Consider the following 22,014-nt stretch of genomic DNA (forward strand, 5'->3'; position numbering starts at 1 on the left):
ACAATTTTCCAAAATAAATTTTCTAAGGGGCTGCTCACGTGTCCGTATTTCAAAGGGTAGGGGAAGAAGTGCTCCTCCATGTCGCAAAACAGGAATATATAGACCGCCGTCGTCGCGCAGTAGACCGGGCCTGGGCTAATTACAGAGGTACTTGTATAGAGAGGGAAGAACGAGGGGAGCCCGATCCTTATCGGTACGGATTCGAGGAATTATCGTACCAAACGGACGCATTCGTTAGAAGGGAAGCCGCACGTTGGGCGAAGACAAGCCGAAATTATAGAGTTTACGAGGACGATTTCGAAAGTCAGTTTCGATTTATCGTTGTTAAAGCGGCGTTAAGGTATGACGGCATGGACGGTACCTTTTTCGACTACTTACGTGGTGCAATAGCGAATGCAGGTCGAGATATGGTCCGAATGGCGAAAAGAAAGAAGAGGCGCATTAATCATACGGCTCGATCGCTAGACGTGGAGAATGTGCTCAAATTAGCGGAAAGATGCCGAGAAGTACCTAGTGCGGAGCAAGAGGCATTATTAAGAATGACAATTGAAGATATTTTCGAGGATCCGGACCTAAGTCATCAAGAGTACGAACTACTTCAATTCCTTCGAACGTGTCCCGATGCAACACTAGATGAAATCGCAAAAACAATTGAGGTAAGGGATCGGAAACAAGCATCGAGGGTGAGACAAAGGCTCGCCCGGAAGTTGGTAAAACATTTAGAACAGGAGGCAATAACATGATTCACGCACGCGACTTATACCAGAATACTAAACGGTCCGATTACCGCCGTCACGCCGTACACCCCGCACCGGTTCGCAGCTCCGTTGCAATCGCTGCGCTCGGCACGGAGGAGGCATACGGCTATTTTACGAAGCGCCAGGCGGCCGCGTATTCGAAGCACCGCGCATATAGCGGCGTCTTCCGGTTCAATGAATCGCCGGGTCCGCTGGTTATGCCGACGTTATCGCAGCGGAGATGGCTCGAGCGGATGGCTGATTACATACTGGCGGAAGATCACGTTAGAGGACTCTCGCTCCGTACAAAAGCACAAATCGAAGCGGATGAGGACGAGGATTATCCGCCGATTGGCGAAGGCGCGCGCCGGCATTTAGACGACGCTTATCAACGTTGGTGCTTCGCTGAGCCATTACCGGAACGGGCAGTCGACCGCATCAAACTATGCGAAGTATGCCGCTGCGAGTTTATCGACGATTCGCGTAACGGACTCGCGAAGGTATGTGGCGAGCGGTGTAGAGGACGTAAGGACGCGGTCCGGAAACGGCTAAAGCGCCATGAGAGCCCGCAACTGAAACGTTACCGTGACCGGCAGAAACACGAATATCCGTTTTACTCGCCGGTGGAGCTATTCGAAATCACCACGCGCGGGGAAACGGTCAGCGCGGAACCGGACAAGTCTATCGACGCGCGAAGAATACGGCAGGAACGCGGCCGCCGAAAGCCGACGGAAATAAACATGGATTCCGACCGTCACTATTCACCGAACAAACATAAACGCTGGCGGACGGAGAAGGATGCGGCGGAACTAGCGGGACCCGTGGTCGTCTACTACGTGAAGGACCGGCCGCTAACGCCGGAGTTTACGGAATGCCGGAGATACCTCGGACATCTAGCCTAATAGGTGGGAAGGGAACGGGTGTTCTCGGCCTATTTAATTTGCCATTCTTGTAAACATTCACACATTCAAAGGGGGAAAGGGATATGAACGGAGAGACGGTAAGAGCCATCCGCGTGTACAAAGAGATGACGCAGCCGGAACTAGCCGCATTGCTGAAGGTATCGACTTCGACGATTGCAGCCGTGGAGAACGGTCATCGCGTCGTGTCAGACAACTTGCGTATTCGGATTGCGCAAACATTTGGCGCCGGCCAGGATATTATGGAAGCGATCGCCCGTGCAAAAGAGTCCGAAAAATTGGCGCTATAGCAGCGTCTTTATTTTTTGACCAATTACTTTAACGCGTCTAAGCATTAATTTATGAAAGGATGTCGAGAATGTTCGTAGCAAATAGAGGGGGCAGGATGTGCGTCAATCATACTATCGAGACAATCAAGGAAGTACCGCACCATGTCGTTAGAATATACGCACCGGCCGGATACGAATACGTAAAGGGCCAATGGCCTGTAACCGAAGAGGATACGTCATTGGACGCAATTTGGAGCGGTATTATGGAGGCCGGAAAACACTCGGACCGTTTTGGTTCACCAGAAGTATGGGTTAGCTCTACGGATAAAGAGGCTTTCGCTGTCTACTGCGCCGAAGTGGACGAGTTAACGCCGAAAAGTGCGGACGATGAATAACGGGCACGCCGAGCAAGCACGGAATTACTGCGACTTTATCCGACCGGATCGAACATGCGCGCTAATGATGGCGCTGGCAACCGAGAAGGATCCGCGATGCAAGTATTATCGGGACGAGCCAGCACAATGCCGGTATTATGAGGGCCACGTAATGAAACGTAGGAGGTAATCGCAATGCTATTCGTTTCCGCGATCGAAGAAGAACCGGGTAAGCCGTATCTAAAACGTGTGACCATCGTCGATTCGATGACCGGCGACATAGCAGGCGTGCTCCACTACGGAGACAGCGCTTCGGACCGTCATATCCGGCTCATGGCTCCGAGCTTAGTTCGAACAAAAACAAATAAACGGGGGAACGAGAAACATGGAAAACAAAAAAGGAACGGTTAAGTGGTTTAACAAAGGCGTCGGATTTATCGAAAGCCACGATGGGAGTAGCGATATTTTCGTACACCAAACCGCTATTCTTATGGAAGGGTTCCGAAAACTAAACACCGGAGACGTAGTTACATACGCCGAAGGTGTGGACCATATAGACCGTAGATGCGCGGTTGACGTGTTCGTAATTGAACCGGCCAGAGTTTAAGACGCGGCGAACGTTGTCCGCACGATTATAAACGATAAAGGAGATACGATGGATGGTTAAATGGGAGCTAAAGCAGAGATACGACGAACAGGGTACGAAGTTTAAGGCGGTTATCGGCCGTTATGCGGAGCTGCTGACGCGAGCGCAAGCGAAGGTAAGCGGACTACAAGCGGAATATGAGGCGTTGATGCAACGCGAGTTTCAGTCCGGTGCTGATATGAGCGTTGAAAAAGCAATCACCCGTAGCATGATTGTAGAAGCGCAGAAAGAGGCCGAGGTAGCCGCGCTCGAATATACGAAAGTGCAGGACTACGCACGCGAAGCCGGCGCCGCAGAACGTATTACCATTCGCGACCTCGTTATTAACTGGAACGGGCCGTATATGACGGAGGTCCGTACGAAAGAACTGCAGCCAATCGTCGACCGTATGCGCGCGGCAAGGGATGCGTATTACAACGCCGTTCTCGACATGTACGAATTGGACGAGAGATATCACGCAGCACATTACGAAGTACAGCAGCTGGAGTATCAAGACCGTCGACCAGGAGACGGAATCTCCGTACACAAGGTAATTCAATCGATGGCCTCCTTACCGCAAGTAAATAACGAAGATCTGATGGACATTGGCAAGTACCGTAAACTGCCGGCCGGCGTTGATCGGACTAAAAACGGAGGTGCAGCGTAATGGATAAACGCGATATCGTAACAACGATCGGCGAAATTGGCCGTAAAGTATCGGCCGGAGAAGCAATCACCGCGGAGGAAGTCGACCGCATGGCGAAGGTGGCGGCGGCAACCGGCAGAACGGAACATCTCGTTTTGTATACGAATGCTAAGCGTGTTCACCGCGAAGTCCCGGACAAGCCTGCCGAGCCGCCGAAGCCCGAAAAGGTGACGAAGGAAGCCGTAGAAGCAGCGCGGCTCAAAGCAGTCAAGTCCGGCCGCATCGAGGATCGCGTACAATATGCATCGCTTAAACGTGACCTGGCGGGTGCATCCGATGAATAAAGCGACCGAATGGGCGATACTCAAACGGCAATATCTCGAAGAATACGCAAAATACGGCGGCCCTAGCGTAAAGGGATACGGAAAAGAGCGTCCCGGAACTATGGTCGGCTACGGTCGACTTCCGGAACTCTCACGTAAAATTGACGAACTTGAGCGCGAATTGAAGCTCGGCAGGTATATGGAGGTATAGAGGGATATGATCGTACGTCATCCGTTCAAAGGTAATACGACTGTAAAAGTTTATTTGCCGCAGGAATGTGAGGGTTTTGCGATATATAGTAAGGGTGTTTATGGCGGTCCCGAGATTACCTTTTACCTCGGAACTGATATTAACCCATTGGAATTTGAGTACTCGATGTCCGGCGGAGAGATCTTCTGGGAGAGAACCGGTCCGTTTAATCAGATTCTAATTGAACCAAACGGAATACCTTTTAAGGCCTATACGTTACATTCCAAGTAGGGAGGAAATAATAATGACAATCAATATGGAAGTGATTAGCGGTAAGGGCGACGGAACTGTCGATATCACTGGTTTTAATTACATTAAGGTAAAAACAAGCGCGGGGCCAATTAGAATTGAGTACGTTAATGATGGACATACATCTATGTTCCCATACTTCGGAAGCGACAACGAGGTTATTGTACCGGCAGGCGTCACATCAATAACGGTAAAGGCGCACTCATCGGTTACTTGGTGGTTTGAACTTTGGAATACACGACCGGCTATTAATCAGACGGAATTGAAAATATCACTCACTGATGACGGCTGCTCGGTAACCGGCGACGAGTATATTTGCTATATCGGCGAAAAGCTGGGTACTCCCGCGGATATTTCCGGTCTCAGGATCAACATGGACGGGTTACAACGGCTATTCGGTAAAGCACTAAGTACGCACTCAGCCGATGACGCAGCGACGTACTTGCAATATAAAACCCGTGTGCTCGAATTGGTAGCGGCGGGGAACGGTAACTAACGGACTGCCACCTAAATAACGGTAATCATAACGCGAGGCCAGCGGATTTAATTCCGTTGGCTTCTTTTTTTACTATGGGAGGAAACGGGATGGAAAAGACGATAGAGACAGCGCTACGGGCTGCGGGGTTCAGCGGATACCTAGCGGAATACCTGGCTCGAGACGTGACGAATATTGAACGGATTATGGAAGCGGAAGGAAGCGACGAAGAGAAGCGCGAGGCCGTAACGTTCGGAGTTGGCTGTATGCTCGAGAAGCTAGAGATTTCTGGGGTTATACCGGAAGTAGGTCCGGTACTACGTAAGTTTATGACCGAAGCGGTTGTAAAGGCGGTGGTCTAATGGTGACTGAGATCGGCTCTATCAAGGCCCGTTTGGAATTAAAAACGGATAACTTCCGGTCGGGTATGGCCCGTGCAAAACGTGACTTACGCGAAGTGAGTATCGAAGTCGATAAGACAGCACGTAGCTTTGACGTATTGGAGTCGGCCTTAACTGCCGTCGGCGCCTCCGCAGCATTAGTCGGACTCGTTCGCGTTGTTAAGTCGCTTGCCGACGAGGCGAATACGCTCGCGATGTCGCTGCAAGGCGTTACGGAAGTGGCGAAGGCGCTAGGTCATGACGTTGATGCTGTTACGCAGGCGGCCGAAGACCTGGCAGCGCGCGGATTCCTGAGCGTTCGAGAAGCGGCCGATACGCTGAAAACGACACTAGCGGCGGGCCTCGGGCTCGAAGAGTCCATAAAACTAACCGAAGCAACGGCGGACGCAGCCGCATATGGTCGCGAAGCTCATTTGAGTTGGGGCGAAGCTATCGTCCAGGTAGCCCGCGGTATAAAAATGGGTAATTCCGAATTGACAGACGCGGCCGGCATCACCACCAACTTATCGGTATTCTATGATAGGTATGCGAAGTCGATCGGCACAAGCGCGGCTAAGCTAACGGAGGCACAGAAGGTCCAAGCGGCCTATAACGGTATCATATCGGAAGCAGCGATGTTCTCCGGAAATGCCGAGACCGCCCTCGCAGGGTACACCGGCGCGCAAACGGATTTCAACCAAACGTTAGCGGCGGCGCGCGTCGAGCTCGGCGAGGCATATTTACCGACCGTTCAGAAGATAACGGAGACAATTACGCCGCTCATTAAGCAATTTACCGGATGGGCGACCGAGAATAAGGAAGTCGTCTCAACGGTTACGGCAACGGTTACTGCTACGCTCGCACTTGCGACAGCAATCGGCGTATTATCCGTAGCAGTCCGCGGACTTAATGCGGCGCTCGGTCCGATCGGATGGGCAATTACGATTCTCGGCGGGGTCGTTACGGGTGTTTCAGCGTATACGGCCGCGGCTAATAGTGCAAGCGCAGAAGCTCGCGAGTTCGCCGCGAATCAAGACGCGCTAAATGACGCGCTCGAGAAGACGGACGGAATCCTTAACGCGCAGCAATATAAGCAGATGACGACGCAGATGGAAGCGCTGAACGAAGTCCTCGAACGTCGTAACGAGCTTATCGAACAAGGAACAGCGCTCGAGAGACTCGGCGAACAAGGCATCGGAAGTCCGGAAACAGCGGCCCGACTTCTCGATATCGGAGACGCTATTCAAGCAATCGACAAAGAGATCAAAGGGATGGGCTACGATAACATCGAGGCGGCCGAGTTCGCATTCCGATCGATGGGGGCAACGGTTGATAAATCGCTCGGCGCACTGGCGGACTTAACCCGTCAACAAATGGAGTCGAACATAGCGGCCGCCGATAACGTTGCGACGCTCGAGGCATTGTCGTCCGAATACGCAAAGCTGAACGAACTCGAAAGCCTATCCGAGGAGCAGAAATCGCGCCTGGCCTCGATCGTGAAGCAGCTTAAGCAGGAATATCCGGCCCTAAACGCGCAGCTCGACAAGGAAAACCGTTGGCACATCGCTAACAAAGACGCGCTTGACGGTTATATTCGCGGTGAGAAGGATCGCGTAAATGCGGCGGTAGCGGCAGCGAAGAAGATTATCGAAACGGCGAAGACGGAAGCGGAGGAGCGCGTACGGTTGGCTTCGGCTGCTATGACGAAACTTGCGGAGATCGAAGGTAAGTCGACGGCCGCGGCGCCATTCCTAAACGAAGGGTTCGCGGGGTTCATCGGCGCGGGAGCGAAGGCGGCCGCGGAACGTGCGAAGACGGTCATTAACGACGAAATCAATCAGACGCGATTCGATATCAACCACGCTAATAAGCTGCTCGACGATTTGACCGTGGGTATAGACGCATTCCGGACGAAAACGGACGACACTAGCGCAACGGCCGGCAAATCGGGTTCGTCCTCGGTATCGTCGCAAACTAAGCAGACGGCCGAACAAATTGCGCAGGAAGCGTACCGCGGCGCGTTGCAACAACTTGAAATCCGCCGACTTCTCGGTAAATTATCGGAGGAAGAGGAAGAAAAACGCCTCGCGGAGTTGGCCGAAAAATACGAGAAGTACGATGATATATGGATCGATGCGGAGAGCCGGCGCCAGCGTATCGCGGACCAAATCGCGGCCGATCGCGAGAACCAGGCGGCCGAATCCGCGCGTGAACGTTTCGACCATTCCGCCGATTGGATCGAGCAGGAAACTCGGAAGATGACGCTGGCCGGAGAATCGGAAGAAGCGATCGCGCAGATGAGGCTCGAAGCCTGGACGCGAGTACGGAGCCGCTATGAAAAGGATTCGGAGTATTATAAGCGCGCGGAAACGGAGCTATATCAGCTGCGACTCGACCTAATGCGCAAAACAGAAGAAGCCGCGGCCGACGCGCAGAAGCAGGCGAAGGAGACCGCCGACGCCACGATTAAAGCGATCGATAAGCAGAAGAAGGCGGAGCTCGACGCCATCGACGAGCGCCGTAAAGCCATCCGCGACCTCTATGATATGCAGACAAAGCTGCTCGACGACGGCGAACGCCAGCGGGAACGGGCCGGACTGGCTGCGGAAATCGCCAAGTACAGCGGCGCCACATCGGAACAAGGCCGCCGTCATCTCGCGGAGCTGCAGGAAAAGCTACGTCAGATGAATCTCGACGACCAACGCCAGGCGCTCGAAGACGAACGCGACGAGAAGCTATCCGCACTCGACCGCCAGCAGGCCGATATCGAATCGTGGTACGCCGATTTGAAAACGCAGATCGAAGGCTATAACGGCGATTTTATTACGATTTATCAGCAAACGGAGAACGAACGCTTCAAGGCGTTCACGTCGACGAATGCTTCGATATTAACTGAGCTCGAGCGCTTCAAATCGCAGTATGAGTCGATTATGTCCGGCGTCGGATCCGGTAATACGGCGTCCGTAGCGGCGCAAATGGCAGCGAATGCGAAAGCGTGGCATACGGCGGATGCGGCGGGTAGATCGCGGCTATCTGCGGAAAATCAACGACTCGGCGCATCGATCGGCGCTAACTACGACGACGGCTCCGGTAAATGGTTCGTCGACGGGGCGCCGCTGTTCCATACGGGCGGTATCGTCGGATCCGGCAATTTTAAAGCCGGTAATATGCTTCTTCCGGATGAAATCGGCGCCATTCTCCGCGCGGGTGAGGTCGTTATGACTCCGGCACAAATCCGGAGCATGTTCGAAGCTGGCGGTAACCGCGGTGGAGTCCATATAGAGAAGCTCGTAGGTATGGAATTGCACGATTCCGTATTCGAGGACGAGATTGACGTACGGTCGATGGGCCGGTCTGCTACTGACATGGCCGCGGAGATGGCGAGAAAACAATATACGAGAAGCGTATGATAACGCATAGGCTCCGTCTAACTGGCGGGGCCTTAACTTAGGAGGAACCGAATAATGAGTATGTGCATTTGCATTCAGAATAACGATGAATTGTTTATCGCCGCGGATACAGCGGTAACCATTAGCGTAGACGGTGAGTTATTCCGTACTAGGCAGCACTTTAACAAACTGCGGCAAATTGGACCTTTCTTGATTTTCGGATCGGGTTCGGTTGACGTTATGCTCAACGTTTATAAACTATTTGAATCCGAGCCGAAGAAGACCGCCGAATCACTTCGTGATATTGTGCGTAAATGTTGCGCGGATTTTAAAGCGAACCATGAAATAACGTACGAATCTTTACCGGAGCATACACGCGACGTGGCGGTATTGGCGGCCGAGTACGGCGATGACGGCGTCGTAGTTTATACGATGAATCCTACGGATAACTTCGAGATCAAGACGTTTACGGTCGGGCCGGATAGCAGCACGCCGCATACCGGAGGTTACTACGCATCAGAGACGGCAACGTTTTTGGACCCGTTGTTGCGTGCCGGGAAACCGGTCGATCAGATCGTATACAATGCGTTCAATCATTTTAGCGGCGCGGAAGTAGGCGGAAATATTACAGCGGCAATTATGCGGAAGGATGGCGTACATTTTCTCCATCCAGTACCGATCAACGAAAACGTAAGGCTACGCTATTATAGTAAGCCGCTAGGCGCTTTTCTAACAGGCGCACAGATCATGACAGATTCACCCGGCGTGTTTCCGCGAGCCCAAATGAGCGCAGATGATAAAGCCTTTACCGTTTTCAAAAGCGACTCCGACTACATCCAATTTAACGCAGACTACGCGGGCTCGCCGGTTATAAACGTTGTACAAGGCGGTTTTGTCCGGGGGCAGATATCGAGCCTATCGAATACGATGCGTATTTCGGGCACAAATAACCTGCAGTTAACGACGGCATCCGGCGATATTCAACTGCAGCCAGCGAGCTCGGGCGGACGTGTAACGGTATCAACCTGGGCCCGTTTGTACAGTACAACGGACGGAGAGACGCTGGCGCAGGCGTTAGGCGGTATTGAATCGCGGTTGTCGAGTCTAGAGTCGCGCGTATCCGCATTAGAATCAGCGTAATAACGAAGGGGCTCCGCCATCCAGCGGGGCCTTAATCGTGTGTGAGTACGTACAAAAACGTGGACAAGGAGGTGTGCGTAATGGGCCGTCGTATAGATCCGTTAACCGATAAACACTACGATGCGATACGATTGCTTGCGTCATTACCGCATAGGAACCAGGAGGAAATAGCGCAAGAGCTTTCGATAAGTAGGCGCCAATTGTACCGCTGGAGACAACGGTCAGACTTCGATAAAGCGTTACGTAAAGCGATCGATGAGACGGTTAGGAGTCGGATGCGTCGGATGCGTGTATCCAATATACGAAAAACCTCGTATGACGCGGAAACCCTAGAGTTTATGCTACGTTCGAGCCGTATACTGGCGTAGAATTCACGTCCCAAAACTACACATTTCGGAGAATTTTCGGGGGTTTTCGTGCAGCGAGCTTCAGACGTACGGGCCCTCCGAAACTTTTCAGCGGCTGGCGCCTCGTACCGGACGACGCTCCGTAACTCACGGGGTCAATTCGTATATTTATGCGTAAATCGTGCATAAAAACGGTGCATATTCGCTGCATAAACGGTCGATGGCGTACCGGTCCGTCAGAAGCCGCGCCAGGATTACGATTCCGGGCGTTTATCATACCGTTATGATTAGCAATCAGCTAGGTATCGATATGCATACGGATGTATAACGCCGATCGTGACCGGACCGGATCCGATGGCGAGCGGAGACCCCCAAGGGGGTATCGTCAGGCGGCCGCATCAGGCACTCACAATTTACGCGCAGAAAAATAAACTTCAGGAAATGATTTGAAGTTAATGGAGGAGTTGCATAAAATATATTACATATAAGTATAAGGATAGGAGTGACGTTATGGAGAAAACTAGTGAAGAAATTAATCGGAAACTTAAGATTTTACTAGCGACAACATCGTACCCAGTACTTGCTAACTTGAACTATTTTCGAGACTACAACAATTACATAAATGAAAGCTTAAAGCGTGAAATAACGTTACTGGACGATAGCCGCCCGGATAATAAAGGTGAGTTATTTAAACTTACGATGAAGGAACTATCTTATTACGGTGAGGTTCGTAAATATAAATCATTTAGTAACATCATGAGAGTATCACTGTTGACCTCGCTATGTGCGTTTATAGAGAACGTTATTACCTCTCCGTGTGATTCATACAATAACGAAAATCAGTTTGATAAATATAAACGGAAAATGGGTAGGAGGTCGAGAAAACTAAGCACGATTCAGGTAGCGAAGAGATTTTTAATCGAAAACGGATTCACTGAGTTAGATAAGATTCCTAATTGGAAATATATATTTGATATGATGACAATTCGAAATAGGTTTGTTCATAGTGACGGAAGTTCTACAGCATATATAGATAAAATATCCAGTACGTATGCTTTTAGTATAAGCCAGGGGAAGATTACACTGGGTGATGATTTTATCGGAGATTTTATTGGTGTATTGGAGAAATTTTCGATTGCCTATGCCGAACTTATCTATCCCAACGAAAATAAATTGACGAAAATATTTAGGGATAAAGGGTTTGATGTTGAGAAGTTTACTTCAGCCGTAAATCGCTATATAATAGGTAGGAACTAATTCAATAGGCGTAGAAGCCATCGAATCAGTACGGTATGTGGACGTAAGCAAACGTTGTATTAACGGGACCTTCACGCCAATTTACGGGTCATAGCGTGACTCGAAATCAGCTAGGCGTGTCAAAGCGTGCGTGGGTTCGAATCCCACCCTCTCCGCCACTAAACAATAACGAACAGCGATCTCAGACGAGGTCGCTTTTTTTGTTGCAATTTAATTGATTGAAGAAATTATTCGAACGGCAAAAGGGATGGTAATCGGGGAGCCATAACTATTGCACGCCATTACATCGCCCGAGTACGACAAGGGAAACTGGTCTAGATAGGGGATGGTGGCTGTTAAGCTGGGGGACATGTGGGCTATATTTGATCGATCCTGTAACCTGATTCGTATGGGTTCGAGAATGGTATCGATGGAGTCAGCGATGGCTGACTCAAGCCCTTGAAGGCACCAATAAGCCGTTGGAAGTCGAATATTGAGTCACGGAAGCCAGTGTCGCCTATAAGGAAGGATAACGCCCCAAAACATAAGAGAAGAGGGCTCTTGCGAGCCCTCTTCCTTGACGGTGTTTGAAATGGTAACGTGTATCCTCGCACAACAACTTGATGAAACATCCGAGATTAACCGACAGTTAATGCTCTCGCGCTTCAAACGCGGTGTTACCTAAAGTGCTCTTTAGCACAACGCCTCGCTTTATCGTGAAGTGGATGAAATACTCTGAGATCCTTGCACCAATAGGTCCAATGGAACCACACCTCTCTTCCACCGTCACTTATAGAATGGCCGGAATGCAGAGTTCTTATTCACATCTGATAAAAAAAGTTGAGGCCCCTTAAAAATGCGGGCAATTCCGGGCAAAAGAGAAGAGGGCTCTCGCGAGCCCTCTTCCTTGACGGTGTTTGATCTGGTATCGTGTATCCTCGCACAACAACTTAATGAAACATCCGAGATTAACCGATAGTTAATGCTCTCGCGCTTCAAAACGCGGTGTTACCTAAAGTGCTCTGCGGCACAACCCCTCGCTTTAACGTGAAGTGGATGAAATACTCTGAGATCCTTGCACCAATAGGTCCAATGGAACCACACCTCTCTTCCACCGTCGAGATATAGATTGACCAGAATTCGAGCTTGTTATTCAACGAATTTTTAAATTAACGTTTCGGCATGCGGATCCACTTGCGTTCGTGGTTCGTATTCTGCGGGAAACGTTCGCCTTTATGAAGCCTAACCTTCTTCGGATCTTCAATGCCCATGTGGTAATCGTTCACGCCGGTCTCGATATAAGTTCCGTCGTTAGGAGCTCTGTCGCCTTGGTTAAATACCGTCCATTCGCCCACTGCCAAGCACCTCCAGTCGAATTTCGGACAAGCCGCGTTCGAGCAGCGTCGTCCACGGTTTAGTATAGGCGCCGCAAGGCTTCCGCATGAATGACAGATATCGGATTGGATGCGGGCACTTGTCATGGTGGGCAAGATTTGATATAGTATAGAGATGCGAGCCTAGGGCTCGTTCCTTGCTCCGCTTGCGGGGCCGTTAGTCCAAAAGGAGGTGAAACACAATGCGCAAATATGAAGTGATGTACATCATTCGTCCAGACGTAGAGCAAGAAAACGTTCAAGCTCTGGTTGAAAAGTTCAATGGCATCATCTCCAACGGTGGCGAGGTTACGAAAACAGACGTAATCGGTAAACGCCGTCTTGCGTATGAGATCAACAAGCTTCGTGATGGGTACTTCGTACTGGTACATTTCAACGCAACGACTGAAGTTGTGAATGAACTTGACCGTATCATGAAGATTTCCGACGAAGTTATTCGTTCGTTGATCGTCAGAGACGTAGCTTAGTCAACGCAAGATTTGTTCAATGGGGAGGTCATGACATGTTGAACCGTGTAATATTGATTGGCAGATTGACGAGAGACCCGGAGCTTCGTTATACGCCTGCAGGGGTTGCGGTTACGCAATTCACGTTAGCCGTGGATCGTCCATTCAGCGGCGGCGAAGGCCGCGAGCGCGAAGCGGATTTTATCCCGGTCGTCACATGGCGTCAGCTGGCGGAGACGTGTGCCAACTACTTGCGCAAAGGCCGCTTAACGGCGGTTGAAGGTCGCATTCAAGTGCGGAACTACGAGAACAACGAGGGCAAGCGTGTGTATGTAACGGAAGTTATTGCAGACAATGTCCGGTTCCTGGAGTCGAGCCGCGAAGGCGGAGGACAGCGTGAGGATAATGGCGGCGGATTCGGTGGAGGCGGCAATAGCGGCGGCGGTGGCTACAGCGGAGGAGGAGGCAACTCTTCATACGGTGGAGGCAACAACAGCGGCGGCGGGTATGGCGGCAATCGTTCGAATCAATCACGGAACGACAATGATCCGTTCAAGGATGACGGACGCCCGATTGACATCTCCGAGGATGATTTACCATTTTAATTTTCGACGAGAAGGAGGATGTACACCATGGCTTTCAAACCAAGAGAGAACGACGGCGGCGAGCGTCCAGAGCGTAAGTTCAGCGGACGTAAAGGCGGTCGCAACAAGCGCCGTAAAGTTTGTTTCTTCACTGTAAACAAAATTACTCACATTGACTATAAAGACACGGATTTGCTCAAGAAGTTTATTAGCGAGCGCGGCAAGATCTTGCCACGCCGCGTGACTGGCACAAGCGCGAAATACCAACGCTTGCTGACAATCGCGATTAAACGTTCCCGTCAAATCGCGCTTCTGCCATACACGACTGAATAGTCGAAGGATGGACAGAGAGAGAAGAGTCTCCGAATGGAGGCTCTTTTTTTTGCGCAATTGTAAGCATTGGTCAGACGGAAAGATATGGGGTGAAATTCCGCTTGTGAAGAGGAAGGAAACATCATACAATAAAACCGACTGATCATTCTATTTTGTAAGTGAAAGGGAGAGATGACGGTTGGCGTATACCCTAAAACGGTTAAACGAATGTACGTTGGATGAGGCCGTGCAGGTATGGAATGAGGGATTTACCGGCTATTACGTCGACTTGTCGATGACGCTGGAGCGGTTTCACATCAGAATGCTGCAAGAGGGGTTGTCACCGAAATTATCCTTTATTGCTTACATGAACGGGATCCCTGTCGGTATCGTATTAAACGGCATTCGAGTCATTCAAGGCCGCAACGTGTCATGGAACGGTGGAACCGGTATCTCGCCGGAATACCGGGGAATGGGAATCGGCAAATGGATGATCGATCAGGCGCTGACGATCTATCGCGAAGAAGGCGTGGAGCTCGCTACGCTGGAAGCCATTAGAGCTAATGAGCGGGCAATCCGGTTGTACCTGAGCAAGGGATACGAAATAGCAGACGAGATGACTCACATGACGTACGAAGCATCGCTGCCTGCTCTCCTCGAAGCCGTCGCAACCCACTCTCCTTATACATACAGGCATGCCGCCCCTCACGAGCTGCGGGATTATGAGAATGTGATGCCTTGGCAGCTCCAATGGGCCAATTATCGCTGGGACGGAGAAGTCATGTTCGCCTATGACCAAAAAGATCGGGAATGCGCATATGCATTATATAGGCGGATATTCGATAGGAATGGACGATTAGCAGGGATATCCGTGGGCCAATGCCGGCTTATAAGCGAATCCGAATCGAAGGACAACAGCTTGCTGCTGCGTTCCTTGTTAGCGCGCGTGCTTCAGCCGGAGATGGACGGGTGCAGACGGACGATCATGGTTAGGGGCACCGAAGCGTTCCTCATGGAGGAGCTTAGCAAGCTTGGCTTTAAACCGGGTGCTTCGCAAGTATATATGTCAAGGGCGATGGAGGGATCGATTTGAAGCTGTTAATGCTGGGCGGCACGCGCTTCCTCGGGAAGACGATTGTGGAGACGGCCTTGCGAAGAGGACATGAGGTCACCTTATTTAACCGTGGCAATCGTCCGGAGCTGTTCCCTCAGCTGGAGCAGTTAGCGGGAGATCGTGACGGTGGGCTGGATGCTCTATTGGGGAGAGAATGGGACGCCGTGATCGATACGTCCGGTTATGTGCCCAGGGTCGTCAAACAGTCGTTGGAGGCGCTTAGCACGAAGGTGAGGCATTATACGTTCATTTCCACGATTGATGTTTATGATGAGAAAGTGCCTGGTGTCATTAGCGAGAATCATCCCGTAAAGAAGCTCGAGGATGAGAGCATGGAAGACGTCCAGACGGCCTACGGACCGATGAAAGCGCGCTGCGAAGAGCTGGTAATGGAGCAGATGGATGGCGAAGCGCTGATCGTTCGCTGCGGATTAATTGCCGGTCCAGGGGATCATTCGGATCGGCTGACCTATTGGCCTAGCCGCGTCGCGCGGGGTGGCGAGGTGCTTGCTCCAGGCAATCCGCAAGCGCCTGTACAATTCATCGATGTCCGAGATTTGTCAGAGTGGATCGTATGCAAGATTGAGGAGCGTTGCAAGGGGATCTTCACGGCAACGGGACCATCGGAGCCGCTCACCATGGGCCGATTCCTGCAGGCTTGCGCTCGTACCGTGGCCGACGATGCGTCATTCACGTGGGTTACGGATGATTTCCTTAAGGAGCATGAAGTCGGGGCATGGATCGAAATGCCGCTATGGATTCCGGAATCGGAAAATCTGCATTCGCTTATGAGCATCGATGTGAGCAAAGCGATAAATGCGGGACTCGCATACCGTCCGTTGGAGGAAACGATAAAGGATACGCTTCGATGGGATAACGAACGGCAGGAGAGGACGGAGCGCAAAGCAGGGCTCGCGGCGGAGAAGGAGCAGAGGCTGCTTGAGCTGTGGAATAAGCGTTGGGCCGAGGAAGGAGCGTCCTAACGTCATGCTATGGGGAGAGACGGAGCGACTGAAGCTTTATATTCCGGACGTGGGGCGCGATCTGGAGGCGCACAGTGCCATGCTAGAGGACCCGGAGGTGGGGAAGTGGCTGCCTAAAGGGACATCCTACACTCGTGAAGAAACGGAGAAGCTGATCCGATATTTTGCAGCGCACTGGGAGCGATACGGCTATGGTGCTTGGGCGGTATATCATAAGCTTACGGGCCGGTTTCTTGGTCATTGCGGACTGAACCGAATGGACGAATGGGAGAAGACGGAGGTACTGTACGCCTTCACTCGGGAGGCATGGGGGAACGGGTACTGCACGGAGGCTTCGACAGCCGCGCTATCGCATGGTTTTGGGGAGTTAGGTTTACCGACTCTAATCGCGCTGGCCAAACGCGATAATGCGCCGTCCATAGCGGTAATGAAGAGGCTGGAAATGAAATATTGGGACAGCATCAGGTGGAGGAATATGGACGTCGTTCGATACGAAATCGTAAATGAACAGAAATAGAAGGCCGAATAGCAAAATGCAGGAGCAGATGCCCGGGTATAATATCCCCCGGGCATCTATATTTCCGCAGCTGGAGTTTTTAGCAGGTAGCGGAGCACCATAGCTTCCATGTCGGCCACATGCTGCTTATACCGCTCTTCCGTTCCTCCGAGGAGGAAATGCAAAGCAAGCCCGTCTCGAACGGACCAGAATAAATAAGAAGCCGATTCGGTATCGAGATCGGCCCTGAACTCGCCGTTCTTAACGCCTGCTTGAATCAGCGTGTCGATCAGCTGTATTGCTTTGCTGATATATTGCTGATGCATCTCGATCAGCTCCGGGCGACGGGAAGCGTACAGCATAAACTCCATATGGAACGCCATCCATTTGCGCAGCTCGGACAAGGGCTGCGATTGGAAGCGGCCGAATAGATAATGAAGGCGGTCCGCCGCAAGCGGAAGCTCTTTGAAGCGCGATGTTAACGACCCGACCATATCGTCCATGCGTTTATGGGCCATCTGGAGGTACATGTCCTCTTTGCTGGGGAAATAGCCGTACAGAGCGCCTTTGCTAATGCCCAGATGGCGTACGATATCGTCGATCGTCGTGGCTTGAAAGCCCTTCTCGATGAAGCATTCCAAGGCGCCGGCCAGAATAGCCGCTCGTTTCTCCTCCCGATACCGCTCCGTAACCTTGGGTGACATATCCACAACTCCTATACAGACAGCATTTTTTCCTCACTATAACATATCCACAAGGGGATAGTCAGTGTTATCCACATCTCGCTGCATGTTCTGCCCCATTTCCAAGAAAAATAGAGAATACGAAAGAAAATAAAATAAGAATGCGTTTTCATGGTTCTTTTTTGGCGAGAAACCGTTCTATCCCATGTGTATAATTAGGGACATTGGACATCGGCCCCGACCTTTCTGAGAGTGGAAGGTCACTTATACACAAATGGAGAAAGCGAGGATTTTTATTTTGCTTACAAAACTGAAAAACACGTGGTTCTTTAATGTTCGCGGGGACGTGCTTGCGGGCATTACGGTGGCGCTGGCGCTCATCCCGGAGGCGATTGCCTTCTCGATTATTGCGGGCGTTGACCCGATGGTCGGTCTGCATGCTTCGTTCTGCATTGCGGTCATCATTGCGCTGGTGGGCGGGAGGCCGGGGATGATCTCGGCTGCGACTGGCGCCATGGCTGTACTGATGGTGACGCTGGTGGCCGATCACGGGCTGGAGTATTTGTACGCCGCTACGATCCTAACGGGACTTATTCAGATTGTCATCGGCATATTGAAGCTGGGACGATTTATTACGTTCGTGCCGCATTCCGTCGTCATAGGCTTCGTTAACGCGCTGGCCATTCTGATCTTCATGACGCAGCTCGTTCAGTTCGAAGGGGCGACTTGGGTCATGTACGCGCTTGTCGCGGCTACTCTAGTCATTATTTACGGCTTGCCCCGTATTACGAAGGCCGTGCCTTCCGCGCTGGTCGCGATTATCGTGATGACTTGCGTGACGTTATTCGGGGGCATTCAGGTGAACACGGTAGGGGATATGGGGAATATCGAACGCGCCTTGCCGATCTTCCATATACCGGACGTGCTGTTCAATTGGGATACGCTGGCGATCATCTTCCCGGTGTCGCTGACCATGGCGATCGTCGGCTTGCTGGAATCGTTAATGACGGCAACCATTCTGGACGAAGCAACGAATACGAAAAGCGACAAAAATAAGGAGGTTCGCGGACAAGGCATCGCCAACACGGTAACAGGCTTCTTCGGCGGCATGGCGGGCTGCGCGATGATCGGCCAATCGGTTATCAACGTGAAATCGGGCGGCCGCGGCCGCTTGTCCACGATGGTAGCGGGGGTATTCCTGCTATTCTTGATTATGGTGCTAGGAGATGTCGTGAAGGTGATACCGATGGCGGCTCTCGTAGGGGTTATGATCATGGTATCGATCGGGACGTTCGATTGGCGATCCATTCTCGACGTGAAGAGGATCCCAGTATCCGACACGATCGTCATGGTGACGACGGTAGCGGTCGTCGTGTACACGCATGATCTTGCGCGAGGCGTTATCGTCGGCGTTATTATGAGCGCGCTTATCTTCGGTTGGAGGATGGCGAGGCTTAAAGCGGAGACGAAGGTCACGGAAGCCGGAGCGAAGCACTATTTGATTCGAGGGCAGATGTTCTTCGGCACGATGAGCCATTTCGGCGATTTATTCGATCCGCAGCAGGATCCCGATCACATCTTGATTGATTTCTCCGCTTCGCATGTGTGGGATCATTCGGCCGTAACGGCCATCGCCAAGATGGTCTCCAAGTACGAGTCGCTGAATAAAACCGTTACGATTATCGGACTTAACGAAGAGAGCCGCAAGCTGATCGATCGGGTTGGCTTGAAGGCTACAAGCGGTCATTAATAACAAACAAACTAAAGCTCATGAGACGCAGCCGGCTGGCCGCGTTCCATGAGCTTTTTTTGTTTCAAGGCGTTCTTCTTCTTCGAAACAGCAGCAGGCCCAGCGCACTGAAGCGGGTAAGGTTCGTCTGTGTCCCCATATGCCGGGGGAAAGGCGTAAGCTCGGAGGGTTGTACCTGCTCGAACGTCTGCTCTCGCTCTCGCTTCCAGGTGTCTAATGCCTGCCTGCGGTATTGGGATTCCATCGTCATAACCATTCCTCCTTGTCGGATAGATAGGATGGGAACGCTTATTCTTTAATTATACAAAATATTCTGACAACAAACAAAGCGTGACGGCGGGCCAAAATTAGCAAACGGGAGGTTGAGGCAAGGTTGAAGCGGGACGTTAGATCGGTTCCACGAATGAAACGCAAAATAAGCCTCGCGGCTGCCATGGGCAAGTCGCAAGGCTCAGGATTAACCGATGAGGATATGATCCTCCGGGTAGCCGATTTTGGATTTGGTTCGTTTCTGGGCCAGCGCGTAAGCGAGTGTGAGAGGACCCAATCTGCCAAGAAACATCGTAATCGTCACGATGATTTTGCCGGCCGTGGACAGGTCTGCCGTAAGTCCCATGGAGAGGCCGGTCGTGCTGAAAGCGGACGTCGCTTCGAACAAAATTTCGAGGAAGTGATCCGTCATCATGTTTTCCGTGATGGTCAGCAGGATCGTCACAAGCAAAACGAAGAAAAGGGAGCTGACGACGACGGCGAGAGCCCGCATGACCGCATCCTCCGAGATGCGACGGTTGAAGGCATGAATCTGTCCGCCTCCCCGGAAGGTATTGATCGTTGCCAGAATAAGCACGACGACCGTATTCGTCTTAATGCCGCCCCCCGTACCGCCCGAGGCCGCGCCGATGAACATCAAGATGATAAGAATGAACTGGGATACGGCGAGCATGCTGCCGATATCAATTGTGTTAAAGCCCGCGCTTCGCGGCGTCATGCTCTGGAACATGGAAGCTTGAATCCTCTCCCAGAGCGTGAGATGACCATAGGTCTCCGTATTCCAACTCTCGAGGAAGAAGAGAAGCAGGAAGCCGATGACGAACAGGATCGAAGTGGCCAGAATAACGATCTTCGAATGCAGCGACAGCTTCTTCCAGGAGCGCTTGCGGACAATGTCAATGACGACGATATAACCAAGACCGCCGACGATGAACAGGATCAGAATCGTGAAGTTCACGATGGGATCGCCGACATACCGGCTGAGGCCGTCCGGCCAGAGCGCGAAGCCCGCGTTGTTAAAGGCGGAGATGGAATGAAACAACGCGTAATAAGCGGCTTTCCCGAGTCCCATCTCCGATTCCCACCTAAGGGTGAGGACGAGCGTGGCTATCGACTCGAACAGGAACACGATAAGCACCATATACAAGGACAGACGAACAAGGCCTTGGGCCGATGTGGACTGCGTCGCCTGCTGAATAATGAGCCGTTGCTTGAGACCGATCTTCTTGCCGAGAACGATCGCGATCATGACGCCCAACGTCATGAACCCGATGCCCCCGATTTGGATAAGAATCATAATGACGACTTGACCGAATACGGAGAATGCCGAGCCGGTATCCAGAACGACAAGACCGTTCACGCATACCGCCGATACGGCGGTAAACACGGCGTTCAGCAATCCTACGGATTCCCCCGTACTGGAGGAGAAGGGCATGCTTAGCAGAATGGCGCCGATTGCAATCAAAATCAGGAACACCATCGTAATAAGCTGCGGAGGGCTAATGTTATGCTTGAGCCGATTCACGATTCGCTCGATGTAGGAGAGATCGCTCCGGTGGTTGATCTTAAACGCGTTCATAATCGTTCTCCAGCTGACGTATGTCTTCGTTGCTTCCAATGATGAGCAGGATATCGCCGGTATGGATCGCGTCATCCGCTTTCGGAGACACGTTTATATGATGGCCCTTCTTGATGGCCATAATCGTACAACCGTATTTGGCCCGGATATGCAGCTCCTTCAGCGACTTTCCGTTCATGGCGGGCGGCGCGAGAATTTCGGCCAGATTATAGTCCGGCGACAGCTCGATGTAATCGATCAATGTATCGGAGCTGAGCTGATTGCCCAGTCGGATACCCATGTCTCGCTCCGGGTACACGACGTGATCCGCGCCAACCTTGCTGAGCACCTTGCCGTGCATTTCGTTGCGGGCTTTGGCCGTGACCTTCGGCACATTCAGCTCCTTGAGCAGGACTGTCGTCAGAATGCTGGCTTGCAGGTCGTCGCCGATCGCGACGATGCCATGCGTGAAGTTGCTGACGCCCAGCTCGCGGAGCACCCCTTCGTCGGTGCAATCCGCCTGCAGTGCGTGCGTCGCGATGGAAGCCATGTCCTGCACGTTCTGCTCGTTTTTGTCGACGGCCAGTACCTCGTGTCCGTTCTGGATAAGCGTCTTCGTGATACTGGAGCCGAAACGGCCCAGTCCGATGACCAGGAATTGTTTTTTCATAGAATCACCTCCCGATAGGGATGATAGAAAAGTGCATAATGTTGGCAATATTCATGCTGTGTTACATGATAGGAGACTGCCTGCTATTTGTCAAAGGTTATTCGGGCGCATCTTCGCTTGCGGTATTGATGATTCGGACATATTCCCTGGGCTGGTAGGGAATGAACGTGAAGCCGTTCTCGCTGCTGTCGAAATCATTGTAGATCCGATAGCCGCCTCCGGGCAGGGGAGGCCGCATATCGTAAGGGAAACGTTCCACCTTCAGCCTATGATGAAGCAGGGCTCCGCCCGCGATGAGGGAGAGGCATAGAAAGGCGCAAATGGCGGCTTTTGTTTTCAACAAGGGAATCACTCCTTTTGCTATGAGTAATCCCCTTGTAGACGCTCTTTCATT

The 22,014-nt window shown here is 51.7% G+C and carries 28 protein-coding genes; 22 read left to right on the forward strand and 6 right to left on the reverse strand.

Annotated elements, in window-relative coordinates; all coding sequences use genetic code 11:
• The first annotated feature begins 38 nt into the window (after nt 1-38).
• From NQZ67_RS15680 to NQZ67_RS15745, 15 genes are all read left to right on the forward strand, one after another.
• Nucleotides 39-743, forward strand: a complete 705-nt coding sequence (locus NQZ67_RS15680) for a hypothetical protein (RefSeq protein WP_257447583.1) — start codon at nt 39-41, stop codon at nt 741-743.
• Nucleotides 740-1,639 carry a hypothetical protein gene (locus tag NQZ67_RS15685; RefSeq protein ID WP_257447585.1) on the forward strand — a complete coding sequence of 300 codons (900 nt, stop codon included), beginning with the start codon at nt 740-742 and terminating at the stop codon, nt 1,637-1,639. Before NQZ67_RS15680 ends, NQZ67_RS15685 begins: the two co-directional genes overlap by 4 nt.
• An 83-nt stretch (nt 1,640-1,722) precedes the next feature.
• Nucleotides 1,723-1,947 carry a helix-turn-helix transcriptional regulator gene (locus NQZ67_RS15690; protein ID WP_257447587.1) on the forward strand — a complete coding sequence of 75 codons (225 nt, stop codon included), beginning with the start codon at nt 1,723-1,725 and terminating at the stop codon, nt 1,945-1,947.
• 218 nt (nt 1,948-2,165) lie between these two features.
• Nucleotides 2,166-2,321, forward strand: a complete 156-nt coding sequence (locus tag NQZ67_RS15695) for a hypothetical protein (RefSeq protein ID WP_257447589.1) — start codon at nt 2,166-2,168, stop codon at nt 2,319-2,321.
• A 174-nt stretch (nt 2,322-2,495) separates the two neighbouring features.
• Nucleotides 2,496-2,711, forward strand: a complete 216-nt coding sequence (locus tag NQZ67_RS15700) for a hypothetical protein (RefSeq protein WP_257447591.1) — start codon at nt 2,496-2,498, stop codon at nt 2,709-2,711.
• Nucleotides 2,686-2,907, forward strand: coding sequence for a cold shock domain-containing protein (locus tag NQZ67_RS15705; RefSeq protein ID WP_257447593.1), 222 nt, complete (start codon nt 2,686-2,688; stop codon nt 2,905-2,907). Before NQZ67_RS15700 ends, NQZ67_RS15705 begins: the two co-directional genes overlap by 26 nt.
• A 52-nt stretch (nt 2,908-2,959) precedes the next feature.
• A complete protein-coding gene (locus NQZ67_RS15710) occupies nt 2,960-3,592 on the forward strand; it encodes a hypothetical protein (protein ID WP_257447597.1) in 633 nt (210 codons plus the stop codon).
• A complete protein-coding gene (locus NQZ67_RS15715; protein WP_257447599.1) occupies nt 3,592-3,915 on the forward strand; it encodes a hypothetical protein in 324 nt (107 codons plus the stop codon). Before NQZ67_RS15710 ends, NQZ67_RS15715 begins: the two co-directional genes overlap by 1 nt.
• Nucleotides 3,908-4,105: a hypothetical protein gene (locus NQZ67_RS15720; protein WP_257447601.1), complete on the forward strand. Its 198-nt coding sequence runs from the start codon at nt 3,908-3,910 to the stop codon at nt 4,103-4,105. The genes NQZ67_RS15715 and NQZ67_RS15720 overlap by 8 nt, the downstream gene beginning before the upstream one ends.
• A 283-nt stretch (nt 4,106-4,388) precedes the next feature.
• Nucleotides 4,389-4,889 (forward strand): hypothetical protein, encoded by a 501-nt coding sequence (locus NQZ67_RS15725; RefSeq protein ID WP_257447602.1) that lies wholly within the window; start codon nt 4,389-4,391, stop codon nt 4,887-4,889.
• Between the two features lie 89 nt (nt 4,890-4,978).
• Nucleotides 4,979-5,230: a hypothetical protein gene (locus tag NQZ67_RS15730; RefSeq protein WP_257447604.1), complete on the forward strand. Its 252-nt coding sequence runs from the start codon at nt 4,979-4,981 to the stop codon at nt 5,228-5,230.
• Entirely contained in the window at nt 5,230-8,658 is a 3,429-nt protein-coding gene (locus NQZ67_RS15735; RefSeq protein ID WP_257447606.1) for a hypothetical protein, read from the forward strand. The genes NQZ67_RS15730 and NQZ67_RS15735 overlap by 1 nt, the downstream gene beginning before the upstream one ends.
• 54 nt (nt 8,659-8,712) lie before the next feature.
• On the forward strand, nt 8,713-9,777 hold the full coding sequence (locus NQZ67_RS15740; RefSeq protein WP_257447609.1) for a hypothetical protein: 1,065 nt from the start codon (nt 8,713-8,715) through the stop codon (nt 9,775-9,777).
• A gap of 80 nt (nt 9,778-9,857) precedes the next feature.
• A complete protein-coding gene (locus tag NQZ67_RS30650; protein WP_371825312.1) occupies nt 9,858-10,145 on the forward strand; it encodes a phBC6A51 family helix-turn-helix protein in 288 nt (95 codons plus the stop codon).
• Nucleotides 10,146-10,634: 489 nt separating this feature from the next.
• A complete protein-coding gene (locus tag NQZ67_RS15745; protein WP_257447611.1) occupies nt 10,635-11,381 on the forward strand; it encodes a hypothetical protein in 747 nt (248 codons plus the stop codon).
• Between the two features lie 1,148 nt (nt 11,382-12,529).
• On the opposite strand, the gene NQZ67_RS15750 is transcribed toward NQZ67_RS15745, so the two are convergent.
• Complete coding sequence (locus tag NQZ67_RS15750) at nt 12,530-12,715, reverse strand: YjzC family protein (protein WP_257447613.1); 186 nt, start codon at nt 12,713-12,715, stop codon at nt 12,530-12,532.
• A 221-nt stretch (nt 12,716-12,936) separates the two neighbouring features.
• Here NQZ67_RS15750 and rpsF point away from each other — a divergent pair, with 221 nt between their 5' ends.
• The 6 genes from rpsF (at nt 12,937) to NQZ67_RS15780 (ending at nt 16,710) form a co-directional block, all read left to right on the forward strand.
• On the forward strand, nt 12,937-13,221 hold the full coding sequence (gene rpsF / locus NQZ67_RS15755; protein ID WP_257447615.1) for a 30S ribosomal protein S6: 285 nt from the start codon (nt 12,937-12,939) through the stop codon (nt 13,219-13,221).
• Nucleotides 13,222-13,256: 35 nt separating this feature from the next.
• Entirely contained in the window at nt 13,257-13,805 is a 549-nt protein-coding gene (ssb, locus tag NQZ67_RS15760; RefSeq protein WP_257447617.1) for a single-stranded DNA-binding protein, read from the forward strand.
• A 27-nt stretch (nt 13,806-13,832) separates the two neighbouring features.
• Nucleotides 13,833-14,117 carry a 30S ribosomal protein S18 gene (rpsR, locus tag NQZ67_RS15765; RefSeq protein WP_257447620.1) on the forward strand — a complete coding sequence of 95 codons (285 nt, stop codon included), beginning with the start codon at nt 13,833-13,835 and terminating at the stop codon, nt 14,115-14,117.
• A gap of 178 nt (nt 14,118-14,295) precedes the next feature.
• On the forward strand, nt 14,296-15,189 hold the full coding sequence (locus NQZ67_RS15770; RefSeq protein ID WP_257447623.1) for a GNAT family N-acetyltransferase: 894 nt from the start codon (nt 14,296-14,298) through the stop codon (nt 15,187-15,189).
• Nucleotides 15,186-16,193 (forward strand): NAD-dependent epimerase/dehydratase family protein, encoded by a 1,008-nt coding sequence (locus NQZ67_RS15775; protein WP_257447626.1) that lies wholly within the window; start codon nt 15,186-15,188, stop codon nt 16,191-16,193. Before NQZ67_RS15770 ends, NQZ67_RS15775 begins: the two co-directional genes overlap by 4 nt.
• Before the next feature lie 4 nt (nt 16,194-16,197).
• Nucleotides 16,198-16,710 (forward strand): GNAT family N-acetyltransferase, encoded by a 513-nt coding sequence (locus tag NQZ67_RS15780; protein ID WP_257447629.1) that lies wholly within the window; start codon nt 16,198-16,200, stop codon nt 16,708-16,710.
• A gap of 56 nt (nt 16,711-16,766) precedes the next feature.
• Here the strand turns inward: NQZ67_RS15780 and NQZ67_RS15785 are convergent, their stop codons facing one another.
• On the reverse strand, nt 16,767-17,393 hold the full coding sequence (locus NQZ67_RS15785; protein WP_257447632.1) for a TetR/AcrR family transcriptional regulator: 627 nt from the start codon (nt 17,391-17,393) through the stop codon (nt 16,767-16,769).
• A 277-nt stretch (nt 17,394-17,670) separates the two neighbouring features.
• On the opposite strand from NQZ67_RS15785, the gene NQZ67_RS15790 reads away from it, so the two are divergent.
• Nucleotides 17,671-19,122 (forward strand): SulP family inorganic anion transporter, encoded by a 1,452-nt coding sequence (locus NQZ67_RS15790; RefSeq protein WP_257447637.1) that lies wholly within the window; start codon nt 17,671-17,673, stop codon nt 19,120-19,122.
• Between the two features lie 64 nt (nt 19,123-19,186).
• On the opposite strand, the gene NQZ67_RS15795 is transcribed toward NQZ67_RS15790, so the two are convergent.
• From NQZ67_RS15795 to NQZ67_RS15810, 4 genes are all read right to left on the reverse strand, one after another.
• Nucleotides 19,187-19,372 carry a hypothetical protein gene (locus tag NQZ67_RS15795; RefSeq protein ID WP_257447640.1) on the reverse strand — a complete coding sequence of 62 codons (186 nt, stop codon included), beginning with the start codon at nt 19,370-19,372 and terminating at the stop codon, nt 19,187-19,189.
• Between the two features lie 207 nt (nt 19,373-19,579).
• Complete coding sequence (locus tag NQZ67_RS15800; RefSeq protein ID WP_257447644.1) at nt 19,580-20,971, reverse strand: TrkH family potassium uptake protein; 1,392 nt, start codon at nt 20,969-20,971, stop codon at nt 19,580-19,582.
• Entirely contained in the window at nt 20,958-21,620 is a 663-nt protein-coding gene (locus NQZ67_RS15805; protein ID WP_257447646.1) for a potassium channel family protein, read from the reverse strand. The genes NQZ67_RS15800 and NQZ67_RS15805 overlap by 14 nt, the downstream gene beginning before the upstream one ends.
• 97 nt (nt 21,621-21,717) lie before the next feature.
• Nucleotides 21,718-21,963, reverse strand: coding sequence for a hypothetical protein (locus NQZ67_RS15810; protein ID WP_257447649.1), 246 nt, complete (start codon nt 21,961-21,963; stop codon nt 21,718-21,720).
• Nucleotides 21,964-22,014: the final 51 nt, after the last annotated feature.

It is taken from the genome of Paenibacillus soyae (assembly GCF_024623455.1).
Taxonomy (GTDB): domain Bacteria; phylum Bacillota; class Bacilli; order Paenibacillales; family Paenibacillaceae; genus Pristimantibacillus; species Pristimantibacillus soyae.